The 15,877-nt window shown below is 64.2% G+C and carries 13 protein-coding genes; 3 read left to right on the forward strand and 10 right to left on the reverse strand.

Translation table 11 applies throughout. The features are described 5' to 3' along the window. Window position 1: 1 nt before the first annotated feature. The 7 genes from NO932_RS18380 to NO932_RS18410 form a co-directional block, all read right to left on the reverse strand. Window positions 2–2,074, reverse strand: coding sequence for a methyl-accepting chemotaxis protein (locus tag NO932_RS18380; RefSeq protein ID WP_309208828.1), 2,073 nt, complete (start codon window positions 2,072–2,074; stop codon window positions 2–4). 200 nt (window positions 2,075–2,274) lie between these two features. After that, window positions 2,275–2,697, reverse strand: a complete 423-nt coding sequence (locus tag NO932_RS18385) for a F0F1 ATP synthase subunit epsilon (RefSeq protein ID WP_309159665.1) — start codon at window positions 2,695–2,697, stop codon at window positions 2,275–2,277. 67 nt (window positions 2,698–2,764) lie between these two features. Next, window positions 2,765–4,204, reverse strand: a complete 1,440-nt coding sequence (gene atpD, locus NO932_RS18390; RefSeq protein WP_309159664.1) for a F0F1 ATP synthase subunit beta — start codon at window positions 4,202–4,204, stop codon at window positions 2,765–2,767. Window positions 4,205–4,285: 81 nt separating this feature from the next. Continuing rightward, window positions 4,286–5,170 carry a F0F1 ATP synthase subunit gamma gene (locus tag NO932_RS18395; protein WP_309208829.1) on the reverse strand — a complete coding sequence of 295 codons (885 nt, stop codon included), beginning with the start codon at window positions 5,168–5,170 and terminating at the stop codon, window positions 4,286–4,288. A 36-nt stretch (window positions 5,171–5,206) separates the two neighbouring features. Continuing rightward, a complete protein-coding gene (gene atpA, locus NO932_RS18400) occupies window positions 5,207–6,739 on the reverse strand; it encodes a F0F1 ATP synthase subunit alpha (RefSeq protein WP_309208830.1) in 1,533 nt (510 codons plus the stop codon). Continuing rightward, window positions 6,739–7,299 (reverse strand): F0F1 ATP synthase subunit delta, encoded by a 561-nt coding sequence (locus NO932_RS18405; RefSeq protein WP_309208831.1) that lies wholly within the window; start codon window positions 7,297–7,299, stop codon window positions 6,739–6,741. The genes atpA and NO932_RS18405 overlap by 1 nt, the downstream gene beginning before the upstream one ends. Before the next feature lie 237 nt (window positions 7,300–7,536). Continuing rightward, a complete protein-coding gene (locus tag NO932_RS18410; RefSeq protein WP_309208832.1) occupies window positions 7,537–9,702 on the reverse strand; it encodes a primosomal protein N' in 2,166 nt (721 codons plus the stop codon). A 105-nt stretch (window positions 9,703–9,807) separates the two neighbouring features. Between NO932_RS18410 and NO932_RS18415 the strand changes: the two genes are divergently transcribed. Both NO932_RS18415 and NO932_RS18420 read left to right on the forward strand, forming a co-directional pair. Beyond that, complete coding sequence (locus tag NO932_RS18415; protein WP_309208833.1) at window positions 9,808–10,737, forward strand: tyrosine recombinase XerC; 930 nt, start codon at window positions 9,808–9,810, stop codon at window positions 10,735–10,737. Between the two features lie 153 nt (window positions 10,738–10,890). Continuing rightward, window positions 10,891–11,871, forward strand: coding sequence for a DMT family transporter (locus tag NO932_RS18420; protein ID WP_309208834.1), 981 nt, complete (start codon window positions 10,891–10,893; stop codon window positions 11,869–11,871). On the opposite strand, the gene NO932_RS19395 is transcribed toward NO932_RS18420, so the two are convergent. After that, complete coding sequence (locus NO932_RS19395; RefSeq protein WP_375142786.1) at window positions 11,843–12,298, reverse strand: DUF3693 domain-containing protein; 456 nt, start codon at window positions 12,296–12,298, stop codon at window positions 11,843–11,845. The genes NO932_RS18420 and NO932_RS19395 overlap by 29 nt on opposite strands. Before the next feature lie 19 nt (window positions 12,299–12,317). On the opposite strand from NO932_RS19395, the gene NO932_RS18425 reads away from it, so the two are divergent. Beyond that, the gene (locus NO932_RS18425) at window positions 12,318–13,490 is read left to right on the forward strand and encodes a hypothetical protein (RefSeq protein ID WP_375142787.1); all 1,173 of its coding nucleotides are present in this window, start codon (window positions 12,318–12,320) and stop codon (window positions 13,488–13,490) included. Between the two features lie 492 nt (window positions 13,491–13,982). Here NO932_RS18425 and lpdA read toward each other — a convergent pair whose 3' ends face one another. Together lpdA and NO932_RS18435 are read right to left on the reverse strand one after the other, a co-directional pair. Then, window positions 13,983–15,389 (reverse strand): dihydrolipoyl dehydrogenase, encoded by a 1,407-nt coding sequence (gene lpdA / locus NO932_RS18430; protein WP_309208836.1) that lies wholly within the window; start codon window positions 15,387–15,389, stop codon window positions 13,983–13,985. Between the two features lie 66 nt (window positions 15,390–15,455). Continuing rightward, window positions 15,456–15,845, reverse strand: coding sequence for an MAPEG family protein (locus tag NO932_RS18435; protein WP_309208837.1), 390 nt, complete (start codon window positions 15,843–15,845; stop codon window positions 15,456–15,458). Window positions 15,846–15,877: the final 32 nt, after the last annotated feature.

Consider the following 15,877-nt stretch of genomic DNA (forward strand, 5'->3'; position numbering starts at 1 on the left):
CCTAAAACTCTTTCCAGTCCTCGTCGACGGCGGCATTGCCGTGGCTCAAATAGGCGCCGGCGGCCTGCTTGACCTTGACCTGCAGCGAGCGGGCATGGTCGTCCGGCTGCCCTTGCGGCCGGGAAGCCGCCGCGCCGCGCTCCACGCGGAACACATCCACGATCCGGTCGAGCGCCGTCGCCTGTTCCTCGGTCTGGGCGATCGCCGCATTGGTTTCCTCGACCAGCGCCGCATTGTGCTGGGTCATTTCGTCCATCTGCCGTACGGCGGCGTTGACCTCCTCGATCGAGGAGGCCTGCTCGCGGCTGTCGCGCGCGATCGCTTCCATCTGGCTGGTGTTGGCGCGCGCCGCCTCCAGCATGGCCGCAAGCTTTTCGGCCGCCTGGGCGACGAGCTTGGAGCCGCCATCGACCTCGGTCGCGCTCTGCTCGATCAGCGCCTTGACCTCGGCCGAAGCCTCGGCCGCGCTCTGGGCCAGCCGGCGCACCTCGACGGCGACGACGGCAAAGCCCTTGCCCGCTTCCCCGGCCCGCGCCGCTTCCACCGAAGCGTTGAGCGCCAGAAGGTTGGTCTGGAAGGCGATGTCGTCGATCATCTTGATGATGTCGGAAACCTTGGCCGACGAGGTGGTGATCCGCCCCATCGCGGCGGTCGCCTCGCCCATGACCTGCCCGCCTTCCTCGGCCGAACGGGTGACCGAAGCGGCGGTCTGGGAAGCATCCTGGGCCCGCTTGGCGTTGTCCATCACGGTCACCGCAAGCTGTTCCATGGCCGCCGAGGTTTCCTCGATGGTCGCCGCCTGTCGGGTGGTGCGCTCGGAAAGATCGTTCGCGCCCGAAAGGATCTCGCCCGTCGCCGTCTTGAGCGTACGCGAGGTGCCGCGCAGCTCCATCACGATATCGGAGAGCTTTTCGGCGACCGCATTGGTGTCGTGCTTGAGATTGGCGAACGCCCCCTGATACTCGCCCATCACCCGCATGGTGAGGTCGGTATTGGCCAGGGCTCCGAGCACGCTGCCGGTTTCGCGCAATCCCCTGTCGACGGTCTCGACAAGATCGTTGACCGAGCCGGCCAGGGCATTGAGTTCGGCATCGGCGAAATTGGCCTCGACCCGCTGGCCGAAATCGCCGGCGATTGCCGCATCCACCACATTGCCGAACGAAGCCTGAAGCTGCCCCATCATTTCCCGGCGGGCCTTTTCGTCGGCCACGATGCGCGCGGCTTCCGCTTCGGTCATCGCGGCGACCTTCTGGCCGTTCTCGCGGAACACCTCGACGGCGCGGGCCATCTCGCCCACTTCGTTGCGCCGGTCGGTATAGGGCACCTCGACGTCGAATTCGTTCTGGGCGATCCGGCCCATCACTTGCGAGAGCACCGGGATCGGCCGCGCGATCAGCCGCGAGGCGATCACCGAGAGAACGCACATGATGGCGACGGCAATGCCGCTCACGATCAGCAACAGGTTCATGGTGTCGGACACCACGGCCGTGATCGCATCCTGGCCAACGCCCACATAGAGCAGCCCCAGCACATCGGTGCCCGAGAGATAGGTTATGGGCTGATAGACCGAATAATAATGCTCGCCATTGACCATGGTCTCGGTATAGACGGCGCCCTCTTCGAGGACCTGCCGGTGCAGCGGGCTGTCGCCCGGAATCGGCTCCATCGTGACGCGATTGCCCTCGGCATCGACCATCGAGGTCGTCACCTGCTCGAAAAATCCGGTTTCCGAGTTCCAGGCAAAGATCGCCGTCGTCTCGCCGGTCACCCGGGCGATCGAATCGGCGACGTCATTGTTGTAAAAGCGCGGCATCACCCATGTGCCGATGCTCGCCACGTCGCCTTGTTCGGTCCAGTCGACCTGAATGCCGCCCATGCCACCCAGAATGGTGGCTGCCGTCCGGATATTGGACTGCTGGCTCTGCTGCGCCACCTGGTCGGTACTGGCCGAAAGATTGATGTAAACCGCCGCGACCACGGCACCCACCGAAAGCAACACGGCACCGACCACCATCGCGGCGATCGTCGTGGTCATGGGAATGCGCCCCAGCGTTCTGCTGATTAAGCCCTGCATCGTCTGCTCCTCGTCGACGAATTTTCTCCCTCCTGGGAGATCGTCGCAAAGCTACGGACAGAAGATTAAATGATCGTTTCGGATTTCGGTCGCCTCCCGGCAAGAATTCGAAGCCTCGCGCGGGCCGGTTTCCACCCCGCCGCAAAACAAAAAGGCGCCCGCCGGACGCCCTTTTTCAAGAAATTCGTTCTGCCCGGGGCCTAATGCACCGAGCCACCGATCGAAGCACTTTCGAGCAGCAGGTTACGCCAGGTATCGAGCGCATTCTGGGCGGCGATCTTCTCGTCGCCCTCGCCTGCCGCCGACAGCGCCTGCTGCGCTTGGGAAATCCGCGCCTCGATTTCGGTCCGGCCGAACTCGCTCGCCGGCCGGGCCTCCTCGGCCAGGATCGTGACCCCGGCATCGGAAATGTCGGCAAAGCCGCCACCGACGAAAAAGCTCTTGTTGGCCCCGCTGGTGTCGACCACCGTGACGAACCCCGGCTTGAGCACGGTCATCAGCGGCGCATGGTCGCCCATCACCGTGAGATAACCCTCGGCGCCCGGTACGACCACCGACCGCGCCTCGGCGCTCAGAACGAGCACTTCCGGCGATACGATTTCGACTTTGACGCCTTCGGCCATGTCCCTGTCCGTTCTCTAAAACAAATCCCGTGCGGGCCCCCAAAGGCCCGCACATGCCGTCAAAACCCTAGGCTGCTTCGGCAGCCAGGCGCTGGGCCTTCTTGACCGCGTCGTCGATGGTCCCGACCATGTAGAACGCCTGTTCGGGCAGGTGGTCGTATTCACCGGCCACCAGGCCCTTGAAGGCCTTGATGGTGTCTTCGAGCTCGACATAGATGCCCGGCGTGTTGGTGAAGGCTTCGGCCACGTGGAAGGGCTGGCTCATGAAGCGCTCGACCTTGCGGGCGCGCGCCACGGTGAGCTTGTCTTCTTCGGAAAGCTCGTCCATGCCCAGAATGGCGATGATGTCCTGGAGCGACTTGTAGCGCTGAAGGATTTCCTGCACCGAACGGGCCACGTTGTAGTGCTCTTCGCCCACGATGGTGGGATCGAGCATGCGCGAGTTGGAGTCGAGCGGATCGACCGCCGGGTAGATGCCCTTTTCCGAAATGGCGCGGTTGAGCGAGGTCGTCGCGTCAAGGTGCGCAAAGGTCGAGGCAGGCGCCGGATCGGTGAAGTCGTCGGCCGGCACGTACACGGCCTGCACCGAGGTGATCGAGCCCTTGTTGGTGGTGGTGATGCGTTCCTGGAGGGCGCCCATGTCGGTGCCCAGGGTCGGCTGGTAACCCACGGCCGAAGGAATGCGGCCCAAGAGAGCCGACACTTCCGAACCGGCCTGGGTGAAGCGGAAGATGTTGTCCACGAAGAACAGCACGTCCTGACCCTTGTCGCGGAAGTCCTCGGCGATCGACAGGCCGGTCAGCGCCACGCGGGCACGGGCTCCCGGGGGTTCGTTCATCTGGCCGAAGACCAGCGCGCACTTGGAACCCTCGGTCGAACCGTTGTTCTCCTTGGGGTCCTTGTTCACGCCCGATTCGATCATTTCGTAGTAAAGATCGTTGCCTTCGCGGGTGCGCTCGCCGACGCCGGCGAACACCGAGTAACCGCCGTGAGCCTTGGCGACGTTGTTGATCAGCTCCTGGATCAGCACCGTCTTGCCCACGCCGGCGCCGCCGAACAGGCCGATCTTGCCGCCACGGGCATAGGGGGCCAGGAGGTCGATGACCTTGATGCCGGTCACAAGGATTTCGGCCTGGGTGGCCTGGTCGACGAATTCGGGCGCCGGCTGGTGAATGGTGCGGCGGGTCGGGGTGTTGACCGGACCGGCTTCGTCGATCGGCTCGCCGATCACGTTCATGATGCGGCCGAGCGTCTCGTCGCCCACCGGCACCGAGATGGCTTCGCCCGTGTCGCGCACTTCGGTGCCGCGGGCCAGACCTTCGGTCGTGTCCATGGCGATGGTGCGCACGGTGTTCTCGCCCAGGTGCTGCGCCACTTCGAGCACGAGGCGGTTGCCGTTGTTGTCGGTTTCCAGCGCGTTCAGAATGGCCGGCAGGTGGTCGTCGAAGGTGACGTCCACAACGGCGCCCATGATCTGGGAAACGCGGCCGATTTTAGTCTCTGCCATGGTTCTTGTCCCTGTGTCTTGGTGCGTTCCTAAGGAAAAGTTGCAGACTTTTCCGTTGGGGGAACGCGAGAGCCTAAATTGCTAGAGCGCCTCGGCGCCCGAAATAATTTCGATCAGTTCCTTGGTGATCTGCGCCTGGCGCTGGCGGTTGTAGCTCAGCTGCAACTTGGTGATCAGCTCACCGGCATTGCGGGTGGCGTTGTCCATCGCCGTCATCTGCGCGCCAAAGAACGAGGCGTTGTTCTCGAGCAGCGCCCGGAAGATCTGCACGCTCACATTGCGCGGCAGCAGGTCTTCGAGGATCGCCTCCTCGTCGGGCTCGTATTCGTAGATCGCCGCGCCGGCCTTGATCTCCTCGCCCTCGGCCTTGTCGAACTTGGCCGGAATGAGCTGCTGAGCGGTCGGCACCTGGGAGATGACCGACTGGAAGCGCGAATAGAACAGCGTCGCCACGTCGAACTCGCCGGCTTCGTAAAGCGCGAGGATCTTTTCCCCGATGCCCTGGGCCGTGGCGTAGCCGAGCTGCTTGACCTCGCGCAGCGAGATCTGCTCGGTGATGTTTTTCGCAAGGCCGCGCTTCAGGATATCGGCGCCCTTCTTGCCCACCGTCAGGATCTTGACGGTCTTGCCCTGGGCGATCAGCCGCTGGGCATGCTCGCGCGCCATGCGGGCGATCGAGGAGTTGAAGCCGCCGGCCAGTCCGCGCTCGCCGGTCGCCACCACCAGAAGGTGCACGTCTTCCTTGCCCGTGCCCGCCAGGAGCGCCGGCGCATCCGGACGGCCCTCATAGGCAGCGCCCAGCCCGGCCAGCACCTTTTCCATGCGCTCGGCATAGGGGCGCGCGGCTTCGGCGGCGTCCTGGGCGCGGCGGAGCTTGGCCGCCGCGACCATCTGCATGGCCTTGGTGATCTTCTGGGTCGACTTGACCGAGTTGATCCGGTTCTTGAGGTCTTTCAAAGAGGGCATTGCGCCGAAAGCTCCTTGCCAGCCGATCCGCCGGTCTTAAGCGGTATAGGTCTTCTTGAAGGCGTCGAGCGCAGACTTGAGCCGATCCTTGATCCCGTCGGAAAGCGCCTTTTCCTGGGCGATGTCACCCAGAAGGTCGGCATGCTTGCTGCGGAGCGTCGAAAGCAGCGCCTTTTCGAACGCCTGCACGCCGCGCACCGGAAGATCGTCGAGATAGCCGTTGACGCCGGCATAGATCACAGCGACCTGCTCTTCGGTCTTGAGCGGAGAGAACTGGGGCTGCTTCAAAAGCTCGGTCAGACGCGCGCCACGGTTCAGCAGGCGCTGGGTCGCGGCGTCGAGGTCCGAACCGAACTGGGCGAAGGCGGCCATTTCGCGATACTGGCTGAGCTCGCCCTTGATCGAGCCGGCAACCTGCTTCATCGCCTTGACCTGAGCGGACGAACCCACGCGGGACACCGACAGACCCACGTTCACGGCCGGACGGATACCCTGGAAGAACAGGTTCGTCTCAAGGAAGATCTGGCCGTCGGTGATCGAGATCACGTTGGTGGGGATATAGGCCGAAACGTCGTTGGCCTGGGTTTCGATGATCGGCAGGGCGGTCAGCGAACCGGCACCGTGGTTTTCGTTCATCTTGGCAGCGCGTTCGAGAAGACGGCTGTGCAGATAGAACACGTCGCCCGGATAGGCTTCACGTCCGGGAGGACGACGCAGCAGCAGGCTCATCTGGCGGTAGGCGACGGCCTGCTTGGAAAGGTCGTCATAGGCGATCACGGCATGCATGCCGTTGTCGCGGAAATATTCGCCGATGGCGCAGCCGGTGAACGGCGCCAGGAACTGCATCGGCGCCGGGTCCGAAGCGGTCGCGGCAACCACGATCGAATATTCGAGCGCGCCATTGTCTTCCAGCATCTTGACGAACTGGGCAACGGTCGAGCGCTTCTGGCCCACCGCGACATAGACGCAGTAGAGCTTGTCGTTCTCGCGGTTTTCCTGGTGCGCCGGCTTCTGGTTGAGGAAGGTGTCCAGAACGATGGCGGTCTTGCCGGTCTGGCGGTCACCGATCACCAGCTCGCGCTGGCCGCGGCCGATGGGGATCAGCGCGTCGATGGCCTTCAAACCGGTCGACATCGGCTCGTGCACGGATTTGCGCGGCAGAATGCCGGGCGCCTTGACGTCCACGCGGCGGCGTTCGGTCGCTTCGATCGGGCCCTTGCCGTCGATCGGATTGCCCAGCCCGTCCACGACACGGCCCAGAAGGCCCATGCCCACGGGGGTATCGACGATCGCGCCGGTGCGCTTGACGGTATCGCCTTCCTTGATGTCGCGGTCGGACCCGAAGATCACGACGCCGACATTGTCGGCTTCCAGGTTCTGGGCCATGCCCTTGATGCCGCCGGGAAATTCGACGAGCTCGCCGGCCTGCACCTTGTCCAGCCCGAAGACGCGCGCGATGCCGTCACCGACGCTGAGCACCTGCCCGACCTCGGAAACCTGGGCTTCCTTGCCGAAATCCTTGATCTGGTCTTTGAGGATCGCGGAAATTTCCGCAGCTTTGATATCCATTAGCTGACCCCTTTCATGGCGATCTTCATGGCCGAAAGTTTTGTCTTGAGGGAGGTGTCGATCATCTGGCTGCCGACCTTGACGACAAGGCCGCCGATCAGGCTTTCATCGACACGCGTATTGAGGGAGACGTCCTTGCCGATCTTGTCCTTGAGGACGGCGGCGAGTTCGCTTTGCTGCTGGTCGGACAAAGGCGCTGCCGAAGTCACTTCGGCGCTCACTTCGTTCCGGGCCTCGGCGGCGAGGCGCTTGAATTCGGCGATGATCTCCGAAAGCGCGAACAGCCGGCCGTTCTGGGCGACGACCTTGAGCGTGTTGGCAACCAGCTCGACCGGACCGGTCTTTTCGATCACCGAATTGAGCGCGGCGCTCTTGGCATCGGTCGCGATGGTGGGGCTGAACAGGAACCGGGAGAAATCGTCCGAGGACTGGATCAAATCCGCGATGGCATCGAGATCGGCTTCCACGGCCGGGACCGAGCCCGCTTCGCTTGCCAGGTCGAAAAGCGCCGACGCATAGGGCCGCGCGATCTTTGAGAGAACGGATCGTGGTGCGCTCAAGCCTTCATAACCCCGCTGCTTGCCCCGCCCTAGGTCGTCGTCATCGCCGAAATTTCGGCGGCGGCGGCATCTGGTTCTGTTGATCTGGTATTCACAAAGAGCAGCCGAGACGAAGGACCTGCCCTGAAATTTCCGGGGTGGCCTTACCATGACGAAAACGCCCGCGCAAGCGGATCAAGGCCAAATCGCGGCGACCCAAATGTCGCATTTCTCTTATCTTGAGCCGGCCAGCCTAGATCAATAAAAACTCATGGGATCGATATCGACCTGAACCCTGAGATTTCCCTTGGCGGCAGGCCCGTTTTCCAGCCAGAATCGCACATAGCCGGAAAGGTCGAAATCCTTGGGGCTTTGCACGAGAATCCGCACCCTGTGCCGCCCGCGCACCATCGCCACGGGCGCGTCTGCCGGCCCGAAGCGGCTGACATTTGCCGCCAGCGGCGCCGCCGCCATCAACGCCCTGGCATAGCCCATGGTCTCTGTATGCTCGTTGCCCGAAACGATCAGCGCGGCGAGCCGCCCGAACGGCGGCAGCCCGCCCTGCCGGCGCACCTCCAGCTCATGGGCATAGAACCCTTCGCGGTCCCCGCTGATCATCGCCCGCATCACCGCATGGTCGGGATGATAGGTCTGGAGGAACGCCTTGCCCGACCGCGATTCGCGCCCCGCGCGTCCGGTGACCTGCGTTAAAATCTGAAACGTCTTTTCCGCCGCCCGCGGATCGCCATGGGCCAGCCCCAGATCGGCATCGATCACCCCCACCAGCGACAGCTTTTCGAAATGGTGCCCCTTGGCCACCAATTGCGTGCCGATGATGATGTCGTATTCCCCGCGCGCGATCTCGGCGAAGCGGTCGCGGATCTGGCGCATCGAGCCCATGTCGGACGAGAGCACCACCGGCCGCGCGCCGGGGAAGCGCTCGGCGACCTCCTCGGCCAGCCTTTCGATGCCCGGCCCCACCGCCACCAGCGAATCCGTCGCCCCGCACGAACCGCACACTTCGGGGGCCCGCTCCTCATGCCCGCAATGGTGGCACATCAGAACGCCCCGGAACCGGTGCTCGACCAGCCAGGTCGAGCAATCGGGACATTGATATTGATGCCCGCAGGCCCGGCACAGGGTCAGCGGCGCATATCCGCGCCGGTTGAGAAACAGCAGCGCCTGCTCGCCCCGGTCGAGCGCGTCGAACACCGCCCGCGCCAGTTTGGGCGCGATCCACTGACCCTTTTCCGGCCCGTCGGCCCGCATGTCGATCGCCGTGATGTCGGGCAGCGCCGCATCGGCGAAACGGCTTTCGAGCCGCACATGCGCATAGCGCCCCGTCTCGGCATTGTTGCGCGATTCGACAGAGGGCGTGGCCGAGGAGAGCAGCACCCGCGCATCGGCCAGCGAAGCGCGCACCACCGCCATGTCGCGCCCGTGATAGTTCACCCGGTCGGCCTGCTTGAACGCCCCGTCATGCTCCTCGTCGAGCACGAACAGCCCCAGCTCGCGAAACGGCAGGAACAGCGCCGACCGCGCCCCGATCACCGCCCGCACTTCGCCCGTCAGCACCCCGCGCCACACCCGCGCCCTTTGCACCGGCGTCATTTCCGAATGCCATTCGGCGGCCCGCTGCCCGAAGCGCTTTTCGAACCGGTCGAGGAATGTGTGGGTCAAGGCGATCTCGGGCAGGATGATCGCCACCTGCCTGCCGGCCCTCAGCGTATCGGCCACCGCCTCGAAGAACACTTCGGTCTTGCCCGACCCGGTGATGCCGTCGAGCAATGCCACCGAAAATCCGCCATTGTCATGGGCGCGGATTTTCTCGATCGCCGCCTGCTGCGCCGGGGAAAGCCTGGCCGGCGCGAAGTCGGGCTCGGGCGGCAGCACGGGCGGAGGCGCGGGCATCTCTACCGCCTCGAGGCACCCCGATTTCACCAACCCGTCGACCACCGCCGTCGAAACCCCCGCCGCCCCGATCAGCGCCGGCTTGGCCCAGGGGTAGCCGTCCTCCATCACCGAAAGCACCCGGGCGCGGGCCTCGGTCATGCGCTCGGGTTCGGGGCCGGCTCTCTTATACGCGACGATCGGACGTGGCGGGTCCAGCGCCTCCCGGCTTCTGAGCGCTCCGCGCAGCACCATTCCCGGCTGGGCCAGCGTATAGCGCGCCACCCAGTCGACGGTCTTTAAAAGCTCGTCGGAAAGCGGCGGCACCTCGAAGGCGTGCGCGATGTCCTTGAGCCGGTTATGGGCGAAATTGTCTTTCGGCTCTCCCCACACCACCCCCAGCGTCGGCCGCGGCCCCAGCGGCACGACGACGATCGAACCGCGCTCGACCGCCATCCCCTCGGGCACCCGATAGGAATAGGGGCCGTCGACGGCGACCGAAACCATCACTGATACGACTGGGCCAAGGGACATAGGGAAAAATGCGAACGAAACGGGATCAGGCCGCCTAACATAGTGTGCTGGCGCGATTCGGCCAGTCCCCGTTTTGGTAACCTCTTTGCGCTTAGACTGGCCGCCATGACCGATACCGGCTTTGCCATTTCCGATCGCCTGCGCAGCCACGTCACCGCCTGGCAGCGCGAACTCTCAACAATAAGGCGCCTCTCGCCCAAGACGGTCGAGGCCTATGGCCGCGATCTCGACCAGTTCATGGCCTTCCTCTCCGCCCATATCGGCGGCACTGTCGACCTTGGCGATCTCAAACAGCTTCGCCCCGCCGATCTGCGCGCCTTCCTTGCCGCCCGCCGCCGCGCCGATATCGGCTCGCGCAGCCTCGCCCGCGCCCTTTCGGGGGTGAAATCCTTCTTCACATATCTGGAACGCGAAGGCATCATGGCCCTCGAAGCGCTCTCTGTGGTGCGCACCCCCAAATTGCCGCGGGGCCTGCCCAAACCGCTTTCGGCCTCCGAGGCCAAAGCGGTCGGCCCGGCCACCCATGAGCAGGAAGTTCGTCCCTGGATCGCCGCCCGCGACGTGGCGGTCATCTCCCTTTGCTACGGCGCCGGCCTGCGCATTTCGGAAGCCCTGGCGCTGACCCGCGCCGATCTCGATGGCTCGGCGCTGCGGGTCGTGGGCAAGGGCAACAAGGTGCGCCTCGTCCCGCTGATCGCCCCGGTCCGCGCCGCCATCGAGGATTACCTCCGCCTCTGCCCCTTCGCCGTCGGCGCTAATGACCCCATGTTCCGCGGCGTTCGCGGCGGCCCCTTGAGCCCGCGCCTCATCCAGCTCCGGCTCGAAGAGCTTCGCGGCGCGCTCGGGCTTCCCGCCTCGGCGACCCCGCATGCCCTGCGCCATTCCTTTGCCACCCACCTTTTGGCCGGCGGCGGAGATTTACGCGCCATCCAGGAGCTTTTGGGCCACGCCTCGCTCTCGACCACCCAGATCTACACCCATATCGACGGCGAACGCCTGCTCGAAGCCTATCGCTCCGCACATCCGCGGTCGTAAACGCCGTCTTGGCGTGTGTGAATTTGCTGCTGGAACCGTTCAGGATTTGATTGCATCAAATCCTCGATTCCAACCCATTGTTTGTCGCGTGCCCGAACGCAAAACCGTTCCACTTTTGCTGGACACGCTCTAATAGGCTGACAACATCCCTTTATGGCCGATATGCACACCATGCCCCCCTCCCCCATCCGCGATCAGAATATCGGCCTGGCCCTCGCCGCCCTCGGCGCCGCCCTCTTTGCCACCAAGGGCATTTTCGTCAAACTCGCCTACGCTCAGGACCTTGATGCGCTTACGGTTCTGGCCTGGCGCATGATCCTGGCCGTGCCGTTTTTCCTGGCGTTCGGCCTCCTCGCCTATCGCGACCGCCGCCGGGGAAAAGGCCGCCATGCCAATGAAAAGGTTCCGTTCAGATCGGTCTTGGGCGCCATGCTCATCGGCATCATGGGCTATTATGGCGCAAGCCTTCTCGATTTTCTCAGCCTCGACCTCATCACCGCCCAGCTCAACCGCCTGGTTTTGCTCACTTACCCCTTCATCGTCCTGGTCCTGGGCGCGGTGTTGTTCCGCCGGCGCCTCACCGCCCCGGTGATCGGCGCCGCCCTGCTCGCCTATCTGGGCATCGCCATCATCTTCGGCCATGACATGGTGATCGAGGGCGATACGGTTCTGGCCGGCACCGCGCTGGCCCTCGCCAGCGCCCTGGCCTATGCGCTCTATCAGCTTTTCGCCAAGCCGCTGATCGACGTGCTCGGGCCGCGCCTGTTCACCGCCATCGCCATGACGGCGGCGGGCGTCATCGTGCTGGTCCACTTCTTTTGGACACACCCGTTTTCCGCCCTGGCGATTGCGCCGGACACCTTTTGGATTCTCCTTGCCCTTGCGCTCGCCGCCACTGTCGCGCCGGTGCTGTTGATCGCCGCCGCCATCGGCTCGATCGGCGCCGAAAGGACGGCGGTTTTCGGCAATATCTCCCCGATTTTGACCATTATTCTGGCCATTATCGTTCTGGGTGAACCCTTTACGGCGATCCACGGTGCCGGAACCGCACTGGTAATTTGCGGCATTTTGCTGTTCACTCGTCTCACCACGCAACCGGCAATTGCTAGCCGCGAAGAGGGACCAATCTCATGAAAAGAACCGGGTTGATGATGGGCGGCGCCGTGCTTGCCCTTGGACTTGCCTTGGGCGGACCGGCATTCTCCCAGGACATTGATTTCGGCGACGATTCGAGCACCTTCGCCAACGACCAGCAATGCGACGACCCGCGCTTCGAAGGCCCGGGCGCCGCCATGGTGCTCAGCCCGGTCGACGAGATGCGTGATGCGACCGACTGCCAGGCCGCCTTCGAAGCCGGCGAGGTCACCCTTGCCGCCGAAGGCGAGACCGGAGAGCCCGCCCCCGCCCCCGACGCTCCGGCAACCGCCGCGGCGCCGGCCGAGGGCGAGATCGATTTCGGCGATGATTCGGGCAATTGGGCCAATGACGGCGAATGCGACGATCCGCGCTTCGGCGGCGGCCTCGAAAGCCATCTTCTGGCCGACGCAACCGACTGCCGCACCGCCTATGAGGCCGGCGAGGTGACCTTTGCGCCCCAGGAGAGCGCGGACGCCGGCGTCACGGACGGCGAGATCGACTTCGGCGACGATTCTGGCAATTGGGCCAATGATGGCGAATGCGACGACCCCCGTTTCGGGGGCGCCCTCACCAGCCACGAATTGGCCGATGCCACCGACTGCCGCAATGCCTATGAAGCCGGCGAAGTGACCTACACGCCCGCCGGAGAGGCCGACACCCAAACCGGCGCCACCGATGGCGAGATCGATTTCGGCGATGATTCCGGCTCGTTCGCCAATGACGGCGAATGTGACGATCCCCGCTTCGGCGGCGCGCTCACCAGCCATGAGCTGGCCGACGCCACCGACTGCCAGGCCGCTTACGAAGCCGGCGATGTCACCTATAGCGGCGAGACGGGCACCGACGCCGGCGGCGAAATCTCGATCGACGACATCGATTTCGGCGACGATTCGGGCACCTGGGCCAATGACGGCGAATGCGACGACCCCCGTTTCGGCGGCAGCCTCACCAGCCACGAACTGGCCGACGCCACGGACTGCCGCAACGCCTATGAGGCCGGCGAAGTCACCTTTAACGGCGAGACGGGCGCAGCGGGCGGAGATCCCATCGTGATCGATGGCATCGACTTCGGCGACGATTCGGGCACCTATTCGCTGGACGACGAATGCGACGATCCGCGCTTTACCGGCTCGGGCGTCGGCGTTGCTCTGGACGATCACCTGATGGCCGATGCCACCGACTGTTCCACAGCCTATGAGGATGGCACCGTCACGCTGGATGAAAACCAAGGGTCGGGAGAATCCATCGTCGTCGACGACATCGATTTCGGTGACGATTCGGGCAATTGGGCCAATGACGGCGAATGCGACGACCCGCGCTTTACCGGTTCGGGCGTGGGCGTTGCTCTTGACGACCACCTGATGGCCGATGCCACCGACTGTTCGACTGCCTATGAGGATGGCACGGTGACCCTTGAGGGCGATGCCGGGTCCGATGAGGACTTCCGCATCAATTTCGGTGACGATTCCAGCGCCTCGGCCAATGACGGCGTCTGCGACGATCCCCGCTTCCAGGGCCGCGGCGGCGCCTCCGAACTCCAGAACGCCAACCGGATGGCCGACGCCACCGACTGCCGCGCCGCCTACGACGCCGGCACGGTGACCTACAACCCCTAGGAGCGTGACCAGCAAAAGCATGTCCCCGGCTTGGCCGGGGACGAAAACTGGTTTTGCGGTTCGGACACGCGACCAAACAATGCGTGAGCGGATCATTCACCAAACCCAAAGGCCGCATCCCCGATGCGGCCTTTTCGTTTTGGCACCCACAAACCCAGGTCATCCCGGCCGAAGAGCCGGGATCCAGTAACCGGCAGAGACAAAGCAAGCCCTCATGCGCTGCCGCGAGCGGTGCGGCGCGTGAGACCAAAAAGGACGAGGCAACGCCGAGGACCCCGCGCGACGTTTCGCGCGCCCCGCCGGAGGGCCAGTGAAAGTCATAGGGCGGTTCTAGCCCGTCATGACTTTCACGGTGCGGCCCGTGAGGCACAGAATGGACGAGGCGAAGCCGAGGACCCCGGCGAACGTTTTCGCCGCGCCGTCGCAGGTGCAGCCCCGGTCATAGCGCGGCTTTAGCGCGTCATGACCGGGGCGGTGCGCACCGTGAGACACTTAGATGTGTATCGACCCGTCGCCCAGCCCGAGCGCCGCTTCGCGGACCGCCTCGCTCATGGTGGGGTGCGCATGGCAGGTGCGGGCCAGATCCTCGGCCGAACCGGAAAATTCCATGAGCACCGCCGCCTCGTGGATCATTTCGCCTGCCCCCTTGCCCACGATATGGCAACCCAGCACCCGGTCGGTGGCCTTGTCGGCAAGGATCTTGACGAAGCCCTGCGTCGCCAGCATGGCCTTGGCGCGGCCATTGGCGGTGAAGGGGAATTTGGCGGCCTTGTATTCGATCCCCTCGGCCTTCAGATCCTCTTCGGTCTTGCCCACCGATGCGACTTCGGGATTGGTGTAGACGACGCCGGGGATCACGCCGTAATTGACGTGCCCGGCCTGGCCGGCGAGGATTTCGGCCACCGCAATCCCCTCATCCTCGGCCTTGTGCGCCAGCATGGGGCCGGCGATCACGTCGCCGATGGCATAGATGCCTTCCACATTGGTCTTGTAGTGGGCGTCGGTCACCACCCGCCCGCGCTTGTCGCATTCGACGCCGATCTCCTCGAGGCCCAGCCCTTCGGTGAACGGCACGCGTCCGATGGCGACCAGGGCGATGTCGGTGGAAAGCGTCGTCGCCTCCCCGCCGGCGGCCGGCTCGATCGTCACGTTAAGCCCGGCATCGGTCTTTTCGATGCCCGTGACCTTGGTGCCCAGCTTGAACTCGAACCCCTGCTTGCCCAGCATGCGCTGGAACTGCTTGGCGACGTCGAGATCCATGCCCGGCAGGATGCGGTCGAGGAACTCGACCACCGTAACCTTGGCCCCCAGCCGCGCCCAGACCGAGCCCAGTTCCAGCCCGATCACGCCGGCCCCGATCACCAACAGGTTCTCGGGCACCTTGTCGAGTTTGAGCGCCCCGGTGGAGGTGACGATCTTTTCCTCGTCGATCTCGATCCCCGGCAAGGTTGCCGAAACCGAACCGGTGGCGATGACGATGTTTTTGGTTTCGATCTCGGTTGTCGCCCCGTCATCGCCGCTCACGGCCACCTTGCCCGCGGCGACGATCCTTCCGGTACCTTTAAAGGCGGTGATCTTGTTCTTCTTGAACAGATATTCGATGCCGCCGGTGTTTGACGCCACCGTATCGTCCTTGTGCGCCATCATCGCCGAGAGGTTGAGCGTGGGTGCGCCCACCTCGATCCCCAATTGCGGAAAGCTGTGGCTGGCCTCCTCGAAAAGTTCGGAGGCGTGCAGCAGGGCCTTGGAGGGAATGCAGCCGATATTGAGGCAGGTGCCTCCAAAGCTCGGCCATTTTTCAACGACAGCCACCTTCATGCCAAGCTGGGCGGCACGCACCGCGCAGACATAGCCCCCCGGCCCCGTGCCGATGATGGTGAGATCGAAAGTTTCGGCCATGATGCCTTGTCCTTCTCGGCTGCCGCGCCTTGGCGCGAAGTCACATGAAATATTCCGATGCGGGGATCAGAAGACGATCCCCACAAACATCAGAAGTAGTCCGATGCACGCGCCGGTAAACACCAGCGAACGCAGATAGGGTATGCCCAGGAGGTAGAGCGGGATGTAAGCGAGGCGGAAGACCAGATAGAGCCCCGCCCCCCATTGGGTGAGCCAGTTCGATGTCCCCACAACGCTCGCCGCCAGCGCCAGGACGAGGAAGGCGGGCCAGGTCTCGAGAAAATTGCGCAACGCCCGTTCGGCGCGCCCGCCCACGACGCTGAGATCACGCCGTTCGTCGCGGGGTCCGGCATTGTACGCACTGCCCAGGTCGCGGGTCAGAAATCCAGCCTGGAGGCCGATGTGGATGAACAAAATCAACACCGACCAAACCGCAAGCGTCAATTCAAGGTTCAACACCATCTCCTCGGGCTCAACACGACCCGCCA

It is taken from the genome of Pelagibacterium sp. 26DY04 (assembly GCF_031202305.1).
Taxonomy (GTDB): Bacteria; Pseudomonadota; Alphaproteobacteria; order Rhizobiales; family Devosiaceae; genus Pelagibacterium.

What these genes read in the sequence shown, in the direction of transcription:
- NO932_RS18380 (WP_309208828.1), bottom strand. Translation starts at nt 2,074, where the DNA reads ATGCAGGGCTTAATCAGCAGAACGCTGGGGCGCATTCCCATGACCACG.
- NO932_RS18385 (WP_309159665.1), bottom strand. Translation starts at nt 2,697, where the DNA reads ATGGCCGAAGGCGTCAAAGTCGAAATCGTATCGCCGGAAGTGCTCGTT.
- atpD (WP_309159664.1), bottom strand. Translation starts at nt 4,204, where the DNA reads ATGGCAGAGACTAAAATCGGCCGCGTTTCCCAGATCATGGGCGCCGTT.
- NO932_RS18395 (WP_309208829.1), bottom strand. Translation starts at nt 5,170, where the DNA reads ATGCCCTCTTTGAAAGACCTCAAGAACCGGATCAACTCGGTCAAGTCG.
- atpA (WP_309208830.1), bottom strand. Translation starts at nt 6,739, where the DNA reads ATGGATATCAAAGCTGCGGAAATTTCCGCGATCCTCAAAGACCAGATC.
- NO932_RS18410 (WP_309208832.1), bottom strand. Translation starts at nt 9,702, where the DNA reads ATGTCCCTTGGCCCAGTCGTATCAGTGATGGTTTCGGTCGCCGTCGAC.
- NO932_RS18415 (WP_309208833.1), top strand. Translation starts at nt 9,808, where the DNA reads ATGACCGATACCGGCTTTGCCATTTCCGATCGCCTGCGCAGCCACGTC.
- NO932_RS18420 (WP_309208834.1), top strand. Translation starts at nt 10,891, where the DNA reads ATGGCCGATATGCACACCATGCCCCCCTCCCCCATCCGCGATCAGAAT.
- lpdA (WP_309208836.1), bottom strand. Translation starts at nt 15,389, where the DNA reads ATGGCCGAAACTTTCGATCTCACCATCATCGGCACGGGGCCGGGGGGC.